Here is a 22,513-nt window from a genome sequence, read left to right as displayed (position 1 = left end):
ATGCACAATTTACATACTATTTACATAATCATTAATTGAAATTTACATATAGTTTTTATACTTAAAATGTACTCAAGGAGGTGAACAGTTTGCTTAAATTGCAATACATAGGCAAACAATACAATCAAAAGGTCATTTTAGAAAATATCAATCTTGAAATTAACACAGGAGAAATCGTTTCACTATTAGGGCCAAGTGGCAGCGGTAAAACGACGTTATTAAATATTATCCTGGGCTTAACTAAAATGGATCAGGGGAAAATCATTTTTAATGATACGGATTTGAGTAATGTACCAATGAAGAAGCGAGGATTCAATATTGTCTTTCAAGATTATGCCCTTTTTCCTCACTTAAATGCATATGAAAATATTGTATATGGCTTAAGAAATAAAAAGGGATTGGTGTCAGAGAGAGAAATTCAGGAATATATCGAGTTTCTAGAGTTAGAACCTCATTTGAAAAAGAAAATAGGGGAATTATCAGGCGGTCAGAAACAAAGGGTTGCGCTTGCAAGAACATTAGTGACAAAACCGAAAATATTATTGTTAGATGAGCCTTTAAGTGCATTGGATGGGGTCATTAAAGAATCGATTAAGGAACGTATTAAGTCTATTGCGAAGGAATTTAAGCTTACAACTATTATTGTCACACATGACCCAGAGGAAGCATTAACATTATCAGATAAAATTCTCATTATTCATAATGGGAGCATTTCGCAGTTTGGAACACCTTATGAAATTATGAATCAACCAAGTAATGATTTTGTGAAGGAATTTATTCTCAAGCAATTACAGATTAAAAGACAAAACATTTATAACTTATTTGGTGAAAAGTATGCTTAATGTAAAACATGAAATGCGGATCTTTTTTTTCATTGTAATATGTGTATTTGCGGCCTTTCTTGTATTGCCTTTAATCAGTTTATTTGTTCGTTCCTTTGAAACAAATCACGGATTTGGAATCTCAAATTATGTTTCTATTATGTCTAACAAAGAACTAATAGAGTCGATTGGAAACAGCATAAAAATTTCTAGTATTACTGCTGTAATTACTACTATTTTAGCATTTGTTTTAGCCTATACCATCCATTGCACGAGAATCTACCGTCCGTTAAAAGCTGTCATTAAAACGGGTATTCTTATCCCTATGTTGCTGCCAACAATTACATATGGATTTGCTATAATGTATTCTTTTGGAAACCAGGGATTAATCACCAAACTTTTCGGGAGAAATTTATTTGAGATTTACGGATTTAAAGGATTATTAATCGGCTACGTGATTTATACATTACCGCCTGTGTTTCTGCTTATTAATAATTCCTTTACGTATATGGATAAAAAATTCTTTATCGTATCAAAGCTGATGGGGGATGGAGCGGTAAGAAGTTTTAGGAATACAATCATTCGTCCATTATTGGGAACTATAGGTGGAGCCTTCATTCTCTCCTTTATCTTGAGCTTTACGGATTTTGGGATACCTGCTTCAGTTGGGGGAACATATAATGTTGTTGCAACAGGGCTTTACCAAGTTATGCTCGGTTCTATTCCAGATTTTAATAATGGTGCAGCCATAGCGGTACTGATGTTATTTCCAGCTATGTTTGGGGTTTTACTGTTAACTTATCTTGATAGATATAATTTTCATTACGATAAATTTGCTGATATAGAGTTAGTTCAGAATAAAAGTAGAGACATTTTCTTAGGATTGATATCTTCTCTTATTTTAATTGGAATGGTTGCTATTTTTGTCGTCATGTTTGTAGCACCGTTGGTAGTTAGTTATCCATACAATCTTATTTTTACATGGAAGCATTTTTCTGATGTTTTTCAATCGAGCGATTTAGTAAATGTTTATAAAAATTCATTATTAGTAGCTGTCTGTACTGCCATATTTGGTACGGTTATTGCCTATTGTTCAGCTCTTTTGAATGTACGCACAACTATTAAAGGTAAATCAGCAATGGATATTATTTCAATGATTACAAATACAGTACCGGGTATGGTATTAGGCTTATCTTATTTATTTCTTTTTAATAACAGCAGTTTAAAAGGGACATTTTTCATCATTATCCTATGTACAATTGTTCACTACTTTACGACGCCTTATTTAATGGCGAAAAATTCCCTAGCTAAAATGAATCCATCTTGGGAAACGACTGGAGAACTATTGGGTGATAGCTGGTTATCAACAATCCGACGTGTCATCATACCCAATTCGGTATTAACCGTAATCGAGATGTTTAGATACTATTTTATCAATGCAATGGTAACCATCAGTGGAATTATCTTTTTGGTTACAGCCCAAACTTCAGTAGTAGCAAGCAAAATTAAGGAATTGCAGCATTTTGCTAAATTCAATGAAATCTTTGTTTTATCTATACTCATCTTTTGTACAAATTTATTGGTTAAATTGCTTTGTGATTTTTTTCAAAAACGACAATTAGTGGATCGTTAATGAGTGATTCTTTAATAAAAAAATTAAAAGTGAGGGATAGTGTATGTTTAAAAAGCTTAAGGGAATATTGCTGTTTCTTGTTGTAGTAGGTTTAGTAATTTCGTTAGTTGGCTGTAATCATTCAACAGATGCAGCAAATGCTGAAGTAAGGAAAGTGGTTATTTTAACGAATGGTGATGACGAAGCAGTTGCAGCGATGGAAAATGCATTAAAAGGAGCAGGGTATGAAGGAAAATATGTAGTTCAATCTTTGGGTACTTCTGAATTAGGAGGCAAGCTAATGGCAGAGGGAGATAAGATTGATGCTAATTTAGTTACCATGAGCTCTTATTTTGTACAAAGTGCTCAAGAAAAGCACAATATGTTTAAAGATTTATCATTCACAACCAATGCGTTAGAAAAATATCCGTCTTATTATACGCCGATTTTAGCTAATACCGGTTCCATTTTCATCAATACAGAAGTCATCAAAGAAAAGGGATTACCAATGCCAACTTCTATTAAGGATTTAACGAAACCGGAATTTAAAGGCCTAGTGTCAATTCCAAATATTATGGACTCTTCAACAGGTTGGTTATTAGTCCAAGCCATTATTACTCAATATGGAGAAAAAGCAGGGAAGACCATTCTACATAAATTAATTGCAAATGTTGGTCCACATCTTGAAAGCTCTGGTTCAGGTCCTATTAAGAAAGTACAAGCAGGAGAAGTTGCCGCAGGTTTTGGACTTCGTCATCAAGCGGTATTAGCGAAGGAACAAGGTGCACCAATTGATTATATTGATCCAACGGAAGGTAATTTCTCTCTTACGGAATCCATTGCAGTTGTGAAAAAAGATGATGCAACTACAAAACTAGCAATGAAAATGGCCGAGGTTATCATTAAAAATGGCAGAAAAGAGCTATTAAACTATTATCCAGTTGCCTTGTATAAGGGAGAAACAATTAGTGACGTTCATAAGCCTGCTCATACTAAAAAATTTGAAAAGCCATTAACCGTTGATCTATTACAGCAGCACCAACAGTTTTTTAATTCAGCAAAATAAAGGGATGAAGGAGCGTAGGGAACATGAATAACTATAAACTTTTGACACCAGGTCCATTGACTACTACTAAATCTGTTAAAGAGGAGATGCTTTTTGATCGTTGTACTTGGGATCAAGACTATAAAGATATTACGCAAAAAATAAGATCACAACTTCTTGCACTTGCAGGTGCTACGAACGAAGAGTATACCGTTGTATTAATGCAAGGAAGTGGTACCTTCGCCGTTGAATCTGTAATGAATACTGCTATAACGGATCATGACAAGTCATTAATCATTACAAACGGTGCATATGGTGAACGAATTGTAAAAATGGCGAAATACATTGGTCTTACATTCAGAGAGTATAGTATTCCATATAATGAATATCCAAATGAAGCGGAATTAAGGAGTATTTTAGATGAAGACCAAGAAATTACACATATAATTATGGTTCATTGTGAAACAACGACAGGGATATTAAATCCGATTGAAGTGGTTGCAAACCTGTCCAAGAGTTATGGTAAAACACTAATCATTGATGCAATGAGCAGTTTCGGTGGAATGGAAATCAATGTTCCTGCCCTTGGAATTGATTATTTAATAAGCAGCGCCAATAAATGTATTCAAGGTGTGCCTGGATTTGGTTTTGTCATTGCAAAACTGGAGAAACTATTAACTTGTGAAGGGAATTCTCGAAGTTTATCACTAGATTTATATGATCAATGGAAGGAAATGGAGAACGACGGGAAATGGAGGTACACTTCACCAACACATGTAGTTGCGGCTTTTTCAAAAGCAATGGATGAATTAATAGAAGAGGGCGGCATTCCAGCTAGACATGCGCGCTACCAAAATAATAATCGAATTTTAAGAGAAAGACTTGAAAAAGTAGGAATTCATGCCTATATCGCGGAAGAAAAACAATCACCGATTATCACTACCTTTCTTTTTCCAAACGAACAATTCAATTTTGAAGACTTTTATTCCTATGTAAAAGAGAGAGGTTTTGTCCTCTACCCAGGAAAGTTAACGGATGTAGATACATTCCGTATTGGGAATATTGGTGAAATTCATGAGGAAGATATACAAACATTATGTAATATTATTGAAGAATATATGGGAGTGATGGCCAAATGATTAAGATTGAAGGAGTCATTTTGGATTGGGCAGGGACAACAGTTGATTTTGGTTGTTTTGCACCTGTAAATGTTTTTATGGATATATTTAAAAAAGCAGGTATTGATGTAACAATGGAGGAAGCAAGAGCACCCATGGGAATGCTTAAGATAGACCATATTCGCGCCATGTTGTCGATGCCAAGAATTTCTGCTTTATGGAGTGGAAAATTTGGAAGAGAGTTCAATGAAAAAGATGTTGAGAACTTATATGCTGAATTCGAACCTTCACTCATGTCTTCTTTAATAGATTATACAGATCCAATTCCAGAGGTTATAGAGACTGTACAAACATTAAGAAGCCAAGGTTTGAAAATCGGTTCAACAACAGGATATACACAAACGATGATGGATGTTGTTGTTCCAAATGCATGGAAAAAGGGTTATAGTCCAGATTTTTATATTACTCCTGACCAAACAAATTCTCTAGGTAGACCCTATCCATATATGATTTATCGAAACATAGAAGCATTGAATTTATCGGCATCATGGAAGGTAGTAAAAGTCGGAGATACAATCTCAGATATAAAAGAGGCGGTTAATGCAGGAGTTTGGTCAGTAGGTGTTATTATTGGCAGCTCCGAAATGGGACTAAGCATAGATGAATTTAATGCTCTATCCGAATCAGCTCAAGAGAAAGTCATCTTGAGAACGGAACAAACCTTTTTACAAAATGGGGCTGATTTTACAATCAGGTCAATGAGCGAACTGCCTCCATTAATTGAAAGAATTAATCGCCTTATTTCAGAAGGTAAGAGGCCATATGTAAAAATGATGTAAATAAAGCTTTATGTGGTATAGAAGCTTTATCTTTTCGTTGATATTCGAAATACTCACTTCTATAATGAAATGGTTAACCATTATAGAAACGAGTGTGGAATGGCAATGGCTATTTTAAAAAATGATTGGGCACCTTTACTTGAAGAAGAGTTTGAGAAACCGTATTATCAACATTTAAGGAAGCATTTGCACGAGGAATATCAAACGAGAGTGATTTATCCGGACCGTTATGATATATTTAACGCGCTTCATTTAACTTCGTATAACGATACGAAAGTCGTCATTATTGGTCAAGATCCTTATCATGGCCCGGGTCAGGCCCACGGATTAAGTTTTTCTGTTAAACCTGGAGTTAAAATTCCCCCATCATTACAAAATATTTATAAGGAACTGCATACTGATTTGGGATGCTATATCCCCAATAATGGTTACCTTGTAAAGTGGGCCGAGCAAGGAGTTTTAATGCTTAATGCAGTTTTAACCGTCCGGGCGGGAACCCCAAACTCTCATAAAGGTCTTGGTTGGGACATTTTTACTGACAAAGTTATTGAAACATTGAATCAAAGGGAGACACCAGTTGTGTTTATCCTTTGGGGGAATTTTGCTCAGGCAAAACAACAATTGATTACCTCATCCAGGCATTTCATTATTAAGTCTCCTCATCCAAGCCCGTTTTCAGCAAATCGAGGATTTTTTGGCAGCAGACCAATTTCCCGGACAAATGCTATTTTACGGGAAATTGGGATGGAGGAGATTGATTGGCAAATACCAAATTTATAGATTGTTGTTTTTTGAGCAGGTTTATTCCTGATAAATGAAAAAATAATTCCCATGCTTACAACAAGTAAGGGAATTATTTTTTTTTTTTCATCTATTTATTAACATTAACGGTTTTTAACAGGCTCTGCGTATATGATATATCGCCATGGAGCATTCCCTACAAACAAAAAGGGATAACAAGTTGCAAGCAATAAACTATCCTCTCAACATCAAGTTTAATAATCGAATGTTGATTTTATCGTTTTATCTTCAAAATGTACCATAATTCATCTTTATTTATTTCCTATCCATTTAATTACCTGTTTATTCCTATCTTCGAATTTATTATAAATATTTTAAAAGATTTTACTCATTACTAATTTACAAATGTAGGAGATAAATATTATCCTTTCTACTATGTGTCCCTATATTATTGTGAGGGAAAATTAATGAAGGCAAAAATAGGGGCAACCGGTGTGACCTAATTTCTACTTGTTTCGTTTACAGATAAGATTAATGGAAATTTTTTTGAAAAAGATGCAAGAAATTGTAGATTATTGTATAGCATAATTAATTTGTAGGATATAAACCGTGAAACAAGATAGACAATAGAAACAAAAATATGAAATAGTAGTCTAGTTATTGCTAACTAAAGAAAAAAAATTTCTATTTGAGGGTAAGTTACAAAAGGAGAAGCAGAGGGAGATTATTTTATTGAAATAATGTTTAGTTACACTAATTTGGATACATTTGGTTTGTAATATTTTTATGGATTGGAATACCCTTCTATCTGGATTGAAAACTTTGACAATGCATCAAGTATATGAAAAACTGATTATCTTAAAGGAGTGGAAAACAATCATCATGGAAGGAAGTTATAACATTTATATCGTTATACTATCTATAGTTATTGCGATATTAGCATCGTTTTCAGCTTTAAATATAGCGGCAAAAATTTCGCATGCAAATGGGAAGAGCCGATGGTTTTGGCTTATAGCAGGTGCGTTGGTTATGGGAAGCGGCGTTTGGTCCATGCATTTTGTTGGAATGCTAGCTTTCCATTTAAATGCTCTTGTAAAATATGACGTTGGATTTACTTTGCTCTCTATGTTAGCAAGTGTCATTTCCTCTTTTATTGCATTTTATATCACCATGCCAAAAGACATTAACAGGTATCAACTGGTTATTGGCGGATTTATTATGGGAAGCGGTATCGTAACGATGCATTATGTAGGAATGAAAGCAATGATTATGCCAATGGGGCTTAGTTATGATAAAACTTTGTGGATATTATCGGCAATAATCGCTTTTGTTGCTTCTTATGCTGCGCTATTTTTATTTCTTCGATTTCGAAATCAATCCTCATCCAGCTGGCTGAAGTGGTTGTCCGCCGTCGTTATGGGCTTTGCTATTTGTGGTATGCACTATACTGGAATGAAGGCTGCAAGATTTCATCATGTTTCGGGTATGATGATGGAACAAAACCATTCAATGGATTTTTTTCTTTTATATGGCGTTACAGTAATGATTTTTCTTATTTTATTCATTTCATGGGGTGCAATGTTTTTTGATCGGCATGTGCTGGAGAAGCTCGCTTATCAAGATTCCATTACAGGCTTGCCCAATCGTAATGAAATGAACCGCTTTTTTAATACATATGTCGGAACGGAAACGATTGGCGTTTTGTTTTTGGATTTGGATCAGTTCAAAGCTATTAACGATACACTTGGTCATGATGTTGGAGATTTACTTGTACATGAAGTAGGGAATCGCTTGCGGAAATTCATTCGAAGGGATCAGCAAGCATTTCGCATTGGAGGAGATGAATTCTTAATTATTTTAAAAGATTGTAGTTTGGAAAAGGCCGAAAAGCTGGCAAAACAGGTGTTGCAAAGTATTAAAGAGGTTTATCGGATTAACGGAAATGAGTTATATGTGACGGGGAGTATCGGCATAAGCATCGGTTCGATTCAGGAATTAAATCGTTCAGAATTGTTAAAATCAGCTGACACAGCCATGTATAAGGCAAAGGGATTAGGAAAGAACCAGTATTGTGTTTATACCAATGAAATGGGGATTCAAGAAGTCAGGAAAATGGAATTAGAAAAGGATTTGCAAAATGCACTTGAGCATAACCAATTCTACATCGTTTATCAACCGAAATGGAACGTCAAAACCAATAAGTTATTTGGATTTGAAGCGTTAATCCGGTGGAATCATCCTAGATTGGGAGTCGTTTCACCTGGAGAATTTATTCCGATTGCGGAAGAGAGCGGAAAAATTATTCCAATTACTAGGTGGATAATAGAAGAGGCCTGTATGCAATGCAAATCTTGGCAATCTCAAGGACTAGTACAGCCTGTTTCTGTCAATTTGTCCGTTCGTCTTTTTGAAACGGATCAATTAACAGAGTTAATCGGGAATTTATTAGAAAAGGTAGACTTGGACCCGCATTTTCTTGAACTTGAAATCACGGAATCTATGGTTTTTTACGACATAAATGATATTATTCGACAACTGGAAATTATTCGTGATATGGGAGTTAAAGTATCAATGGATGACTTCGGAACAGGATATTCTTCAATCGGTTTATTAGATAAGATACCTATGGATGCCATTAAATTAGATCGGTTATTTACATTTGATTTAGACAATCCTAGCAAACGCGCGATCATCCAAGCGATTATCTTGATGGCTGAAAATCTTCACTTAGAAGTAATTGCAGAAGGTGTTGAACAGCAGGAACATATTGATTTGTTGACTCAGCTTGGATGTTACGTTATGCAAGGTTTTTTCTATGGAAGACCGATGGAGAATAAAGAGATTTCAAAATATGTGAAAAGAGATGTTACGGTTTAAGTAACACCTCTTTTTTTAAATTAGAGTTTACCTATATAAGTTAATGATTTTAAATCCGCAGAATCAGCCCCACCATCTAATATTTTGCGAACATCATTTAAGGTAGTATTAATATCTACTGATTCTCCTTTTATTCCGGAGTAAGTTTCTGCTACATAAAAAGGCTGGGTAAAATATGCTTCTAATCGTTCTCCTCTATGGTAGGTTTCTTTTTCAGCTGTTGGAATTGCCTCAAGTCCTCTTACATTCACTAACGAGCGTAATTCTCGGTAACGACGCAACAGTTTTTGGGCTCTTTGTTGAATAAAAAGATGGTTTTGGTCTAGATGTGCCCCCTCCAAAACAGATGATGTAGAGTAAATTGGGTTTATGGCAGGGAAGCTATGGCGTGCTGCGAGGTCTGCGTCAAAATACAATAATGTTTCCAAAGGACCATAAGGAAGATCTTCATCAACCACCGCCCCTTTTAAATCAAGCAGAAATGTGGTTACTGTTTGAATATTTGCAGTATGTAATTGGTCTTGGAGATTAAATATTTCCCCTGTCAGTACATGAGAGCGATCCGCGGTAAAAATAATATCTTGATTTGCACCTAAGGTGATGATTTGCTCATAAGCTTTTTCGATAGAGTCCACTACGACATCCGCATATTCCGTAATATCATTTAATTCAGGATGGTTTTCTTCGGGTTTTAGTAAAATAACGGAATACCCATCGTTCTTGAGTCTATAGAATAATTCTCCAAGTAATACCAGCTGTCCCATGCCAGGACGAGCTACTAATCCGACTGTTCCTCCCTTGGCAATAGGTGCAAATAAATCTAATGTTTTAATTTTAGTTTCAATCATCTCGACAGACTCTCCTCTTAATATCAACTCATCTAAACTGCATTGGGCTAATGATGCGAGGGCAACTAATGTCCGTACTTCAGCACGTTCAATTGGAATTTTCCCGGTACACAGATTGGATACGGTGGCTGGACGTAAGCCCATTGATTTAGCTGCACTCGTAAGGTTTGGAACTCTCCTTCGCAATAATGAAACGTTTAACCTCAAATTATCCAATATTTACACCTCCTTACTTTAGGTGGTAATATATATTACTCTGAGGAGCAATAAATAATTACTCTATAGAGTAATTATTTTTACTTAAAATAAGATAATTGAAAATGAAGTCTTAATTGTAATAAAAAACGGGACAGAATTCTGTCCCGTTAGCATATGTAATTAAAGTGCTCCTTTAATCACCTTTTTATAATAGAGAACTGATAGTACCCCGAAAATGGAGTATAAGACAGTGTATAGAAGCATGACCGCAATCATTGGTGTCCAGAGTTCGGTGCCAAATAGGAACCAGCCGGATTTTACAGCAAAATAACTATGGAGAAGTCCGATGGCTAAAGGGATACCAAAATTAAAGATTTGCTTTGCTTGAATACCTTTTAATAAATCTCCTTGAGTGAAACCAAGTTTTCTCAGAATGGTATAGTTTGGCCTTTCGTCTTCACTTTCATCCATTTGTTTAAAATAAAGAATGCATCCAGATGTGATTAAAAAGGTTAATCCAAGGAAACCAACGATAAACATAGCGAGTCCCATGATTTGTTTCTGGCTGTTGCTTATTTCATAACGAGATAGATTATCGGACTTCTCATTGAGGCGCAACTTATTGAAAATGTTATCTGCCTTTTCAATATTGTCTCTATCCTTTATATCAATTCCAATATAAAGAGATTTTTTTTGAATCTTAGGATTAAGATCTGTCTTTAATTGCTCAAAAACGGTTTTGTCTACAACGGCTACTGGTAAACTTCCACTCGTGAAATTGTATGGAAGAATCGATTCGTCTATTATTCCTGAATATTTCAGAGTATAGGTCTGGCTTTTTCCACGTAGTTTAATATGTCCGGAATCTTTGAAGGATATCACTTTTCCAAGTACACCGCTATTCCCCATAAAGATGGATTCATCCTTTGACAAATGGAGGTTGGATACCGCTTCGTCACTGATGACAGCTAGAGTCATAACATTCGGATCAAAGTTAAGTTCTTTTAAACTTGTCTCCATGATATCCTTAACATTAATATCAGCATAAAGGACAGGGATCCTTTTTTCATTATAAGGAATATTCTTTGCCGATAAAGCGTCCTCGAACTGTTTAGCATCCTTGCTGGTTGTCATGGAAAAATTGGCCGGAGCATTGTTTTTGGCGCTTTTCTCTGCTGAATAGTAAGAAATATAGCTTAATGATAAAAGACCAATGGCAAGCGCAGACACGGTTGTAATAATTGTTAATAATAAGGCGTTTGATTTCATCCGAAACATAATGGATGATAACGATAATACCTCATTAATATTTAAATAACCACCTTTACTTTTCCTAACCATATTGGTGATGAATGTAACAGAGCCTTTATAAAATAGATAGGTACCAATAATAACGGAACCAAGAATAAAAATCATGGCGATAAATAATTCATTTATAGTTGTAAAGTTACCGCCGAATAATTTCGATGAGACATAATAGCCCGAAACGATGAAAACAATGCCGATTACCCCGATAATCATTTGAAAAACGCTTATCTTTTTAACTTTTCCTTCTGTTGAGGAAATTACCCTGAATAAGGACAGGATTGTTTGTCTTTTAATATAAACATAGTTTATCAACAAGATAACCAAGTAAATGACACTGAAGACGATAAGAGTTTGAATCATTGCCTCAATGGAAAAATGAAGGGTTGCATTCGTTCTTACACCCGTAATTTTAAATAATATCATCATGACTAATTTTGAACAGGAAAACCCTATAAAAGTTCCAATTATTAGGGAGCCGTAATAAAGAAGGAAGTTTTCGGCACTCATAAGGCGGAATATTCCAGTCTTTGTCATTCCAATCAACTGAAATAAACCAATTTCTTTGCTGCGGCGTTTCATAAAAAGCTTATTTGCATATAAAAGAAAGATAGCAACAATTGCAACTAGCAGAATGGATGCTGCTTTCAATGCTGCAGCTCCTTTAACCGAACCTTTTGCTTCATCCATAGATGGATCATATTGCAGTGTGACAAATGCGAAATACAGGGCGACACTAAAAATTAAAGCAAAGACATAGAGATAATAATTCTTAACATTCTTTTTTAGGTTGCGAAGCATGAGCTGATTAATACTCATTTTGTACACCACCTAATACAGCCTGTGTTTTCATGATGTCATTAAAGAATTGTTGTCTAGTTTCTTCCCCTTTATTTAGCTGTGTGAAGATTTTTCCATCTTTAATAAAAATAACTCTGCTGCAATAGCTCGCCGCGACTGGATCGTGTGTAACCATGAGAATCGTAGCTTTACGCTTCTCATTTAAGCTACTAAGCTTATTTAATAAGTCAGAAGCAGATTTTGAATCGAGTGCACCGGTTGGCTCGTCCGCAAAAATAATGCTTGGTTCATGAATAAACGATCTAGCAGCAGAGGTGCGTTGTTTCTGACCGCCGGAAATTTCGTTTGGATATTTATCTTTGATTTCATAAATACCGAGATCAGTCGCTACCTCTTTAAATTTTTGTTCTGCTTCTTTTTTCGGTACCTTTGTAATGGATAAAGGTAAAAGGATATTTTCTTTGACGGTCAGAGTATCTAGTAAATTATAATCTTGAAAGATAAAGCCCAAATGATTTTTTCTGAATCCGGCTAATTGTTTTTCTTTCATCTGAGTCATATCTTTTCCTTCAATTCTAATGGTTCCATTACTCACTCGATCGATGGAGGAAAGGACATTAAGTAAGGTAGTTTTTCCAGAACCGGACGGGCCCATGATACTGACAAACTCCCCTTTGTATACACTAATATCGATACCCTTTAATACTTCCTGTTTATTGAATTTATTTCCGTAGATTTTATATATGTTCGTTGCATCTAATATTTTCATATTGACTCGCTCCTTGGATTTGATAGTTCTATTATAAAAGAGCCATTATTTTGTTATCCTTCGATTGAACGAACAAATGAGAAAAGCATGTGACATTTTTGTCACATGCATGAAATTTGGTGAAACTCATTTTTTCTTGGGAAGGCTAATATAAAAGTCGTTCCTGTTCCTGGTTTTGACTCCACATTTATAGAAATGGACAGGGATTTCGCCGCTTTTTTTGCTAAATAAAGTCCCATGCCTGTTGCAGCATGATCTTGATGGTCAGTAGTGGAGGTAAAGCCTTTTTCAAATATCCGCGGTAAGTCCTTTGGGTCAATGCCGCGTCCAAAATCTTCGACCTCCAGATATACCTGTTTATTAATTTCATAGGTTTTAATGTAAATATCGGATGCATCGCTGTATTTTATAGCATTTGTTAATAGCTGTCTGATGATAAAGGCTACCCATTTTCCATCACTAATCACTTCGGGAACTTTTAAATCCATATCAAATCCAATGCCTTTTTGCATACACCATGATTGCAATGTTTTTATTTCCTTAACCAATATTGAGTGTAAATCCACTTTTTCGATATATAAATCGTTCTTCATAAATGGAATACGCTTTTGATGAAGCTGAGTGTCAAGCAGCAAATGGATACGCAGCCATTCATGGGTTAATTGCGCTTTTAGCTTTTCATCTTCTATTCGATCTATAATTAAATTCATTGCGGTTAAGGGTGTTTTTACTTCGTGAATCCAAGATAATAATTCATCTTTTTCTTTTTCCAATGACATTAGATGCAGGGAGGTATTCTTTTTCAGCTGTTCGGTTTGGTTTGTCATACTATCTTCGATTATTTTTTCAAAGGGGCTTTCTGCTGCGGTTATTCTAGATAGATCGAGATCAGCCTCCCACTCATCCATGCTCTTATAGAACTTCGTTTCCTTTTGGTAGCGCATGACAATGAATAGGATAAAAATGATAAAAGATAAAAAGACCATATATAGAATGGACGTTAGCGGGATTGCCGAATCAATAAAAGCGACAAAGACAAATAGTAATTGCAAAAAGAGAAAGAGAGAAATCCAGCTCCATCTTTCGATTAAATATTTTCTAAGCATATGAAATTCCCTCTTCAATTGCTATATAGCCTTGACCAACCTTTGTTTCAATATAGCGTCCTAAGCCAAGCTCATCTAATTTTTTTCGCAAACGGTTTACATTCACTGTTAAAGTATTATCACTAACAAAACGCTCATCTTCCCATAAGCTTTTTATTAGTGCCTCTCTGCTAACAATTTTATTTTTTTGTTCAATCAACTGTTTTAATATGAATATTTCATTCTTTGTCAGCTCTATAGATCCCAGTTCATTGGCGACTATGTTTTTTTCGTAATCAATCGCAGCCCCGCACCAGGTTTTAAGGGAAACCTCTTCTGTATTGTAATTATATACACGACGGAGGATTGCCTGGATTTTTGCAATGAGTACATCAAAATGGAAAGGTTTTTGGATAAAATCATCCGCTCCGAGCTGCATAGACATGACCATATCAGTAGGATGATCACGTGAAGATAAAAAAACGATGGGAACCTTCGAATGGGCACGAATCATTCGGCACCAATGAAAGCCGTCAAATTTGGGCAATTGGATATCAATAATGACTAAATCCGGTTTTATTGCTGTAAATTCCTGCATAACATTACTAAAATCCATTATTCCATATACTTCATAAGACCAACTGGATAACCGATCTTTGATTTCCTGAAAAAGAGTAGCATCATCTTCAATTAGTAAAAGTTTAAACACTAATATCACCACACGATTTGTATTTCTTTAAAAATATTGTATAGTAAATCCTAATTTGGTGCTATTAGGGTTTTCATTAATGTCGTTAGTAGGAGGCATGTGAAGAGATCGATGTTCCATACAGCAATTGTAAAGGAAGAAAGGTGAGTGATGAAAAAAGTCAAATTCTATTTGGAAGCGTAATGCAATGAAGGACAATTAAATGTCTTTGATGAAGAGAAATGTCCTTCATAGAGTGAATGAAGGACAGTCTGATGGTTTAAAGGAAAGTATTTGTCATTCATAAAGCATATGAAGGACATTTTGCGGAATTAAAAAGAAGTATTTGTCCTTCATAAGTCCGATGAAAGACGTCCCAAAGATTTATAAGCAAATTTTGTCATTCATAACTTGTTAAAGTTAGCCTGTTTACAAGTTAATTGAGCTCCAGCTACTCCTGGAAAAGTCTTTATTTCACAGTCTCCCTCTATTAGCAATAGCAACAATATCAATTCCTCTCATTTCACACCATTCCCGCACTTCTCCCGTAATAACAAGAGGGAAATCACATAATTCCTCCATGTTTCGGGCGCCTAACATCGTACAAATCGTTTTCATCTGTTCATGCCAGTTGATTAGTTCCTCTATTGCTCGTTCCGTCCCCTCATTTTGAAGAACACGTAAGATTGGACTTGCTAAGCCGATTGCTTTTGCCCCGAGAGATAAGCATTTTACCGCATCTAACGGGTTTCGGATCCCGCCTGATGCGAATATCGTCATATCATTCATATATTCTTGAGCTTCTAATAAAGAAATAGGAGTCGTCTGCCCCCATCCTCTTAAATAGTCATATTCCTGTTTTTCTCTCCGACGATTTTCAATTCCAATAAAATTCGTTCCTCCGCGCCCGCTTATGTCCACATATTGAACACCAATCTCTTTTAACAATCGAAGTGTATTTCTACTCATCCCAAATCCGACTTCTTTTACGATAACAGGGATTTTTACGTGTTTTATGATTTTCTCAATTTGAGAAAGCCAGCCTGTAAAATCACGTTCTCCTTCCGGCATGATCAGTTCTTGCGGCGCATTCAAATGAATTTGTAAAGCGTTGGCTTCTAACATCTCAATAGCATTCAAGGCAAAGTCAAGTGGGACATCGGCCCCAACATTAGCAAAAATAGTTCCTTCAGGGTTATTCCTGCGTACAATTCGATAGGTGTCTGCAAGTGATTCATTACGTAAGCCTGCATGCTGAGAACCAACACCCATCGCTATACCTGTTGCTTTAGCTATTATTGCAAGCTCGGCATTGATTTTCCCTGTTTTTTCACTACCACCTGTCATTGCATTTATATATAGAGGACTTTTCAAATCCAAGTCAGGTAAGACTACATGAAGATTAATATCGCTCCATCCTATATTGGGAAGGGAATGGTGAACAAAGGTAAGATGGTCAAAATGTGAAGGTGGGAGGCGGTCATCTAATAGAGCAAGCTGCACATGTTCATCTTTTCTTTTTTCACGTTCCTTATTCTCATCAAATTCCATTAACAATGTCCTCCTTTGTTCCAGTAGCATACTATTAGTATGGGATAAGGAAAAACACCTTACCCATTTTTTCTAGTTAGAAAAGGACAGAGGTTATGATAGTAACATACATTTTTACAAAAAAACAAATAAAACTGCGACAAATATGCCGCAGCTTTATACGTTTAAGCTGATTTATTTTTTGCAAGAAGCTCAGCTTCAATATGAGAGTTCTTGGATGATTCACTCATCCGCCAATATGTGATTAGACTTATGAAGATACATGCTGCAACATAGTAGAAGAAGACAGATTCGACTCCTGCATTCTTCAACCACAATGCAACGAACTCGGCAGTTCCGCCAAATATTGCAACAGTAAGGGAATAAGGAAAACCTACACCAAGCGCACGTATTTCAGTAGGAAATAACTCTGCTTTTACAATGGCATTAATCGAAGTATAACCGGTTACAATAGCAAGACCGATCATCATTAGAATAAAAGCAAAGATTGGGTTTTGTGTTTGTTTCATTAGTAAAAATAATGGGACGGTAAGTAATGTTCCCAGGATGCCAAAGCCCAGTAATAGCGGCTTACGGCCAATCTTGTCTGATAGTTTTCCTGCCAGTGGTTGAAGAATAACAAATATAAGTAATGCAATAAAGTTAATCCAGCTGACTGATTCTTTATCAATTCCAACTGTATTAATCATAAATTTTTGTAAATAGGTTGTATAAGTATAAAATGCAACGGTTCCTCCAAGTGTTAAACCAACAACGGTTAGAACTGCTTTTGGATATTTCATTAAGACTTTAATTGTCCCGGCATTTTTACGAGTTTCTTTATTCATTTCAGAAAATTGATCAGATTCGTCCATTGTTCGACGTAACCATAGGACAACTAAAGCTCCAATTGCTCCAATGACAAAAGGGATTCTCCAGCCCCAGGAAATCATTTCATTTTCATTCAATACTTGTTGTAGAATAATTTGAACCCCAAGAGCTAATAATTGTCCAGCCACAAGTGTAACGTATTGGAAACTAGAGTAGAATCCGCGCTTCCCACTGCTGGACATTTCGGATAAATAAGTAGCGGAAGTTCCATACTCTCCACCTAACGAGATTCCCTGAATCAGCCTGGCGACAATTAAAATAATAGGTGAGATAGCTCCAATGCTATTGTATCCAGGAGTACAGGCAATAACTAAGGAACCTAGGGCCATAATGGTGACAGAAAGTGTTAATGCGGCTCGGCGGCCGTATCGGTCAGCATAGCGTCCCATTATCAGGCTTCCTATTGGGCGCATAAGGAATCCAATAGCGAAAACGCCCGCTGTGTTTAATAACTGAATAGTAGGATTTCCTTTTGGAAAAAACTCAGCTGAAAAATAAACGGCAAATGCGGAATAAACGTACCAATCATACCATTCAATCAGGTTCCCAAGCGATCCTTTAAAAATGTTGGTCGTAATGCGTTTTGTTGCAGCACGATCATTGGCTTGCTTCATTTTAATTCCCCCTTTTATTTAAGTGATCATTTTACCTTTTGATTGTTTATCCAACCCTTTGTTGGTTGTAAACGGATTCAAAATAAAGAATGCTAAGTATTTTCACTCGTATGTATTCTTTATGCAAGTTTCGTGCCAAGTCATTGTTTTAAAGTTTATAAGGATTGTGTAGGGATGAAAATAAAAGAAACCGGCAAAAATATCCGTATTGTAACGGAAACTTTTGCCGGTTAACCTTTCTGGAAATCTACTTATCATACAATTCCTCAAAGTATTTTTTTGCTCCCGGATGGAGAGGAACAACAAGACCTTTCCCTGCGTCGATTCTATTAATACTGTTCGCTGCTTGATGTGCCATTTGCAATACATCCAGATTTTCAAAGAAAATTTTCGTCATTTTATAGACTTGATTCTTTGATAAATCGGATCGCACCAAGAGTATGTTACGGATGGCAACTGTTGGAATGGGATCTTTATTTTGATAGACGCCAGCAGGTATCTCTGACTTCTCAAAAAAAGGGAATTGTTTCGTTAGATGATTGATATCAGAAGACTTGATAGGCACAATCATGACTTCTTTTGAGCTTTGCAACTTTAAAACCGCATTATTAGGAAGACCAGATGTAACAAACGCTGCATCGATTTTTTTGCTTTTTAATTGTTCAATTGCTTCTTCATAAGAAAGATATTCAGGTTTTATATCATTATAGGTGATTCCTTGTTCATTTAGAATGATGCGTGCGTTTGCTTCTACTCCACTATTGGGGGCGCCAACGCCGACTCGCTTTCCTTTTAAATCAGACACGGATTTAATCTTATTAGCGCTCAGTGTTACAATTTGCACATAGTTGGGATATAGCCCTGCCATTGCTTTAAAGCCTTGAGTGGATCCATCTTTCAATTTGCCCAGTTCATTAAGTACGGAAGAAGCTGCATCAGACATGACAAATGCCAAGTCTGCCTTGTGATTTTCCAATAGCTTTATATTTTCAACGGATCCATCTGTTGATTGAATCGCGGTTTTGTAGTGAAGTTTCTTTTTATATACTTTCGCCAGTGCCTCGCCGATAGTGAAATAGGGGCCGGAAGTATCACCAGTTGCAATGGTTATGAATTTTTGTTCGGGATTAGGAGTGCTTACTCCTTTGTTCGAGGCTTTCATACAACCAGCTGTCCCTAAAATTAAGAGTAGTATTATCATAAGTGAAAGGATCTTTTTCATTTTGATTCCCTCAAATACTGCTTTAGTTTTTCACGTAATCCTCGTTCACTTATGGCTAATTGCTTGGCGGTATTGGTTCGATGGCCGTTGTTTTTTTCTAAAGTATAAAGGATATACTCCTTATTAACCTCCGCAAGTGTTCGTCCTTCCGCTATAAATAGACCGCTTTCTTTTGCAGGTGCAAAAGTAAATTCCTTGTTAAAGACCTCATTGGGAAGATCTGATGCTTCTATGATATCCATATCTGAAAGTGCCATTGCATATTCTAAAATGTTCGATAGTTCCCGTACATTACCTGGATATGGATATTGATATAAAGTTTTTTTGGCTTCCATACTGCATTTTTTGGGCGGAATGTTCATGCTTGCAGAATATAGATTCAAAAAATGCTGGATCAGCAGAGGTATATCTTCCTTTCGTTCACGTAAAGGGGGGACGTGGATAGGAATCACGTTTAGACGATAATAAAGATCTTCACGGAAATTTCCTTTTGCTACTTCTTCTAAAAGATTTCGATGGGTAGCGGAAATGATTCGAACATCCACTTTCTTTGTCTGGTCAGAACCAAGCGGAGTAACCACTTTTTCCTGAATAACCCTTAAAATCTTAGCTTGGAGGGTTAACGGCATCTCTCCAATTTCATCAAGGAAAATTGTTCCACCATTAGAACGTTCAAAGAGTCCTTGTTTTCGTTCGAATGCGCCGGTGAATGCACCCTTTTCATGCCCAAACAGTTCACTTTCAAGCAATGTTTCAGGAATCGCAGCACAATTGATGACAGAAAACGCACTTTTTTGGCGATTTCCTTGAAAATGAATGGCACGGGCCACCAGTTCTTTTCCAGTTCCGCTTTCTCCCATAATCAGAATATTGGAGGGAATATCCTTTACCTTTTCAATCAATTGGAATACCTTCTGCATGCTCTCACATTTACCAATTAAACCTGCATAGGTTTCTTGCTGACGAACTGCTTGACTTAACACTTGGACTTGATGGTGCAGGTGTTGAAAAGTAAGAGCTTTTGTTAAAAGGAGTTTTACCTCCTCGAGATTCAGCGGTTTGGTCAGATAATGATAGGCACCTGCTTTAACTGCCTCAACAGTAGATTCAATCGTTCCATAAGCGGTCATGATAATCACAACTGTTTCTGGCTTCTTTTCTTTTATGTTTTTGAGGAGGTCAATTCCATTTGTCTTACCTAGATTAAGATCTAGTAAAATACCATCTATATTCTCGGTTTCTAGTATTTTTAAACCCTTTTCAGGATCCGTTTCAGTCCAAATCCTGTATTCATCCTCAAGAGCGAATGAAAGAGAGGAACATATTGCCTTTTCATCATCAATGATAAGAATATTCTTCATGATGCATCTCCTCCGTTAATAAAAAATAGGGTAAAAGTGGTACCTTTATATTTCGTACTATTTACTTCTATATGTCCGCCATGCTCTTGCATAATTTTTTGACATATATATAGACCTAAACCAATCCCTTGACTCTTTGTGGTATAAAATGGTTGGAATAAATGGGGAATGTCCTGTTCTTTTATTCCAACTCCAGAATCAGTAATATCAACCTGAATTAATTGTTTATTTATTGCTGCATGAAATCTCAATTGCTTTTTCTTCGATTCTTTCATTGCCTGGGTGGCATTTAGAACCAGATTGATAAGAACTTGTTTGATACGATTTGGATCCATTAACACATTTATGGTCGTAGGGATATGAATCTCTGTCTCTATCCCTTCATTATGGAACTGCTTCTTAAACAGCCCTGTAATGGATTGAACCAACTCGTTAAGATTTATCCATTCCAGATTCATAGATTTTTCCCTTGAATAATCCAGTAAATCCTCGATAATTCGGTTCATCCTCTCCACTTCCTCAGGTACATGCTGGACAAGCTCAGACTGGAAGCGTGGGTCATTAATTTTTCTTGGAAGCATTTCCGTAAAGGTTTTTATAGCAGTAAGCGGATTGCGGATTTCATGGGCAATACCGGCGACAAGTTGGCCGAGTGCCCGCATTTTTTCCTGTGCAATTAGCCGCGCCTGCAAGTGTTTTTGTTCCGTTCGGTCTTGTATACAAAGTATGCCTCCCACTATTTCTCCAATTCCGTTTTGTAAGGAAGCAATATAATATTGAAGAATACGATCTGTACCATCATCAAGATGAATCTCTCCATGAAGCATACGCTGTTCACCTATTTCCATCACCTTTTGCAGAGGGAGCTGAGGCAGAAAATCAAAGATGTTTGTTTCCGAAGGGTTTCCTCTAATTCCTAACAGGTTACTGGCAATATGATTGATTAGGATAATACTACCTCTAGGATTAAAGGAAAGAATTCCATTATCTACACTATCTAACACCTTTGATTGAAAAGCATAACTATCTGCCAATGCAGCTGTCTGCCTGTTAACTTCCTTTTTTAAACGTTTATTCCAATAAAAAATTCCTACTAGAATAGCAAAAATCACTCCTGTTAGGATAAGCAATATGTAGACTAATTTTCGCCACCAGCCAATTTCCAACGCACCGTATGGCTCTAGATATTGGGAATATAAGCGTTCATAAGTACCGTTACGATGAAGCGCTGCCAATCCATTATTTAAATCTTTTAATAGTTTATAATTCCCTTCACGTACAGCAAAGGCATAATCCGATGGCGGGATTAATCCTGTACGAACTCTATAATTCATTCGGTTTTTGGTGTGCTGAAGGATATACTCAACTGTCGGGCGGTTTCCTAAAAATACATCTGCTCTACCTAGAAACAGCATGTCCATTGCGTCCAATTGGTTAAAGGTCTCCAGCATTTCACTTCCTCTAATATTCTCGAGTTGGGAAATAACAGTGTCATCTCGCTGAACCGCTACAACTTTGCCCTTCAAATCATTTACACTTGAAATGTCCCGAATAGAGGATGGGATGACCACTGTTTTTGGTATTGTCAGGTAAGTGTCACTGAAATCAAAAAACGTGTCGCGAGTACTTGTATATTCTAATCCGGCTATTAAATCAAGTTTTCCTTCTTTTAACATTTCGATGGCATCATCCAATTCAAGGGGAAAAAACTTAATCTTGTATCCTTGTTGCGTGGCAATATTCTGAATAAGTTCGATTTCGAATCCCGATGCTTCCCCTTTTGGGCCTAAGTAGGAAAGGGGAGGAGCATCCTTGTCAAAGCCGACACGAATAACATGAACCTCTTTTGCTTTTGCATCGAGAGAAAAGCTTGGGAAAAGAAGTACTGTAATAAAAAGCAAAATTAAACATAAATATCGCAAAAAAGGGACCTCCCATTTCAAATGGAAAACCTATTGAAAATACTATAAATTTATATTTTTAGAATAGTCATACCCTATATTTTAACATGCTTCTCGGAAATCAAACAGGGTTGGGACGGTAGGGTAAACGGAGGTGACATTCATGTTTACCTAAAAAACAACTTAATTGGAAAATACGCCCACCCCTAAATGGGTTTGTGTGCATCTAATATTAAGAAGAATGATG

17 protein-coding genes are annotated in these 22,513 nt (G+C 36.3%); 7 read left to right on the top strand and 10 right to left on the bottom strand.

The annotated features are described in order from the left end of the window. Positions 1–89: 89 nt before the first annotated feature. From NSQ59_RS26795 to NSQ59_RS26765, 7 genes are all read left to right on the top strand, one after another. Positions 90–842 carry an ABC transporter ATP-binding protein gene (locus NSQ59_RS26795; protein WP_340833085.1) on the top strand — a complete coding sequence of 251 codons (753 nt, stop codon included), beginning with the start codon at positions 90–92 and terminating at the stop codon, positions 840–842. After that, entirely contained in the window at positions 835–2,454 is a 1,620-nt protein-coding gene (locus NSQ59_RS26790) for an ABC transporter permease subunit (RefSeq protein WP_340833084.1), read from the top strand. The genes NSQ59_RS26795 and NSQ59_RS26790 overlap by 8 nt, the downstream gene beginning before the upstream one ends. Positions 2,455–2,497: 43 nt before the next feature. Then, positions 2,498–3,499 (top strand): extracellular solute-binding protein, encoded by a 1,002-nt coding sequence (locus NSQ59_RS26785; protein WP_340833083.1) that lies wholly within the window; start codon positions 2,498–2,500, stop codon positions 3,497–3,499. A 23-nt stretch (positions 3,500–3,522) separates the two neighbouring features. After that, positions 3,523–4,617, top strand: a complete 1,095-nt coding sequence (gene phnW / locus NSQ59_RS26780) for a 2-aminoethylphosphonate--pyruvate transaminase (protein ID WP_055741581.1) — start codon at positions 3,523–3,525, stop codon at positions 4,615–4,617. Continuing rightward, entirely contained in the window at positions 4,614–5,435 is an 822-nt protein-coding gene (gene phnX / locus NSQ59_RS26775) for a phosphonoacetaldehyde hydrolase (protein ID WP_340833082.1), read from the top strand. The genes phnW and phnX overlap by 4 nt, the downstream gene beginning before the upstream one ends. Positions 5,436–5,540: 105 nt before the next feature. Then, on the top strand, positions 5,541–6,215 hold the full coding sequence (locus NSQ59_RS26770) for a uracil-DNA glycosylase (protein WP_340833081.1): 675 nt from the start codon (positions 5,541–5,543) through the stop codon (positions 6,213–6,215). Positions 6,216–7,058: 843 nt separating this feature from the next. Next, the gene (locus tag NSQ59_RS26765) at positions 7,059–9,053 is read left to right on the top strand and encodes a bifunctional diguanylate cyclase/phosphodiesterase (RefSeq protein WP_340833204.1); all 1,995 of its coding nucleotides are present in this window, start codon (positions 7,059–7,061) and stop codon (positions 9,051–9,053) included. A 20-nt stretch (positions 9,054–9,073) separates the two neighbouring features. Here the strand turns inward: NSQ59_RS26765 and NSQ59_RS26760 are convergent, their stop codons facing one another. The 10 genes from NSQ59_RS26760 to NSQ59_RS26715 all read right to left on the bottom strand — a co-directional run bounded on the left by NSQ59_RS26760 (position 9,074) and on the right by NSQ59_RS26715 (position 22,287). Beyond that, the gene (locus NSQ59_RS26760) at positions 9,074–10,117 is read right to left on the bottom strand and encodes an ATP synthase subunit B (RefSeq protein WP_055741578.1); all 1,044 of its coding nucleotides are present in this window, start codon (positions 10,115–10,117) and stop codon (positions 9,074–9,076) included. 162 nt (positions 10,118–10,279) lie between these two features. Further along, complete coding sequence (locus tag NSQ59_RS26755) at positions 10,280–12,223, bottom strand: ABC transporter permease (RefSeq protein ID WP_055741577.1); 1,944 nt, start codon at positions 12,221–12,223, stop codon at positions 10,280–10,282. Beyond that, positions 12,213–12,974 (bottom strand): ABC transporter ATP-binding protein, encoded by a 762-nt coding sequence (locus tag NSQ59_RS26750; RefSeq protein WP_055741576.1) that lies wholly within the window; start codon positions 12,972–12,974, stop codon positions 12,213–12,215. The genes NSQ59_RS26755 and NSQ59_RS26750 overlap by 11 nt, the downstream gene beginning before the upstream one ends. A gap of 101 nt (positions 12,975–13,075) precedes the next feature. Further along, a complete protein-coding gene (locus NSQ59_RS26745; protein ID WP_340833080.1) occupies positions 13,076–14,080 on the bottom strand; it encodes a sensor histidine kinase in 1,005 nt (334 codons plus the stop codon). Next, positions 14,073–14,768, bottom strand: coding sequence for a response regulator transcription factor (locus NSQ59_RS26740; RefSeq protein ID WP_126648537.1), 696 nt, complete (start codon positions 14,766–14,768; stop codon positions 14,073–14,075). Before NSQ59_RS26740 ends, NSQ59_RS26745 begins: the two co-directional genes overlap by 8 nt. A 453-nt stretch (positions 14,769–15,221) precedes the next feature. After that, positions 15,222–16,298 carry a type 2 isopentenyl-diphosphate Delta-isomerase gene (gene fni / locus NSQ59_RS26735; RefSeq protein WP_340833079.1) on the bottom strand — a complete coding sequence of 359 codons (1,077 nt, stop codon included), beginning with the start codon at positions 16,296–16,298 and terminating at the stop codon, positions 15,222–15,224. Between the two features lie 164 nt (positions 16,299–16,462). After that, the gene (locus NSQ59_RS26730; RefSeq protein ID WP_055741572.1) at positions 16,463–17,782 is read right to left on the bottom strand and encodes an MFS transporter; all 1,320 of its coding nucleotides are present in this window, start codon (positions 17,780–17,782) and stop codon (positions 16,463–16,465) included. A gap of 247 nt (positions 17,783–18,029) precedes the next feature. Continuing rightward, a complete protein-coding gene (locus tag NSQ59_RS26725) occupies positions 18,030–19,004 on the bottom strand; it encodes a TAXI family TRAP transporter solute-binding subunit (protein ID WP_126648536.1) in 975 nt (324 codons plus the stop codon). Then, positions 19,001–20,365: a sigma-54-dependent transcriptional regulator gene (locus tag NSQ59_RS26720; protein WP_055741570.1), complete on the bottom strand. Its 1,365-nt coding sequence runs from the start codon at positions 20,363–20,365 to the stop codon at positions 19,001–19,003. Before NSQ59_RS26720 ends, NSQ59_RS26725 begins: the two co-directional genes overlap by 4 nt. Then, the gene (locus NSQ59_RS26715; RefSeq protein ID WP_340833078.1) at positions 20,362–22,287 is read right to left on the bottom strand and encodes a transporter substrate-binding domain-containing protein; all 1,926 of its coding nucleotides are present in this window, start codon (positions 22,285–22,287) and stop codon (positions 20,362–20,364) included. The genes NSQ59_RS26720 and NSQ59_RS26715 overlap by 4 nt, the downstream gene beginning before the upstream one ends. Between the last annotated feature and the right edge of the window lie 226 nt (positions 22,288–22,513).

Origin of the sequence: Margalitia sp. FSL K6-0131 (assembly GCF_038008735.1) — a bacterium.
GTDB classification, from domain to species: domain Bacteria; phylum Bacillota; class Bacilli; order Bacillales; family Bacillaceae_C; genus Margalitia; species Margalitia shackletonii.
Note: the sequence above shows the minus strand (reverse complement) of the source record. Positions and strands in the feature narration are given on the sequence as shown.

What these genes read in the sequence shown, in the direction of transcription:
- NSQ59_RS26790 (WP_340833084.1), top strand. Translation starts at nt 835, where the DNA reads ATGCTTAATGTAAAACATGAAATGCGGATCTTTTTTTTCATTGTAATA.
- NSQ59_RS26785 (WP_340833083.1), top strand. Translation starts at nt 2,498, where the DNA reads ATGTTTAAAAAGCTTAAGGGAATATTGCTGTTTCTTGTTGTAGTAGGT.
- phnW (WP_055741581.1), top strand. Translation starts at nt 3,523, where the DNA reads ATGAATAACTATAAACTTTTGACACCAGGTCCATTGACTACTACTAAA.
- phnX (WP_340833082.1), top strand. Translation starts at nt 4,614, where the DNA reads ATGATTAAGATTGAAGGAGTCATTTTGGATTGGGCAGGGACAACAGTT.
- NSQ59_RS26770 (WP_340833081.1), top strand. Translation starts at nt 5,541, where the DNA reads ATGGCTATTTTAAAAAATGATTGGGCACCTTTACTTGAAGAAGAGTTT.
- NSQ59_RS26765 (WP_340833204.1), top strand. Translation starts at nt 7,059, where the DNA reads ATGGAAGGAAGTTATAACATTTATATCGTTATACTATCTATAGTTATT.
- NSQ59_RS26755 (WP_055741577.1), bottom strand. Translation starts at nt 12,223, where the DNA reads ATGAGTATTAATCAGCTCATGCTTCGCAACCTAAAAAAGAATGTTAAG.
- NSQ59_RS26750 (WP_055741576.1), bottom strand. Translation starts at nt 12,974, where the DNA reads ATGAAAATATTAGATGCAACGAACATATATAAAATCTACGGAAATAAA.
- NSQ59_RS26745 (WP_340833080.1), bottom strand. Translation starts at nt 14,080, where the DNA reads ATGCTTAGAAAATATTTAATCGAAAGATGGAGCTGGATTTCTCTCTTT.
- fni (WP_340833079.1), bottom strand. Translation starts at nt 16,298, where the DNA reads ATGGAATTTGATGAGAATAAGGAACGTGAAAAAAGAAAAGATGAACAT.
- NSQ59_RS26730 (WP_055741572.1), bottom strand. Translation starts at nt 17,782, where the DNA reads ATGAAGCAAGCCAATGATCGTGCTGCAACAAAACGCATTACGACCAAC.
- NSQ59_RS26725 (WP_126648536.1), bottom strand. Translation starts at nt 19,004, where the DNA reads ATGAAAAAGATCCTTTCACTTATGATAATACTACTCTTAATTTTAGGG.
- NSQ59_RS26720 (WP_055741570.1), bottom strand. Translation starts at nt 20,365, where the DNA reads ATGAAGAATATTCTTATCATTGATGATGAAAAGGCAATATGTTCCTCT.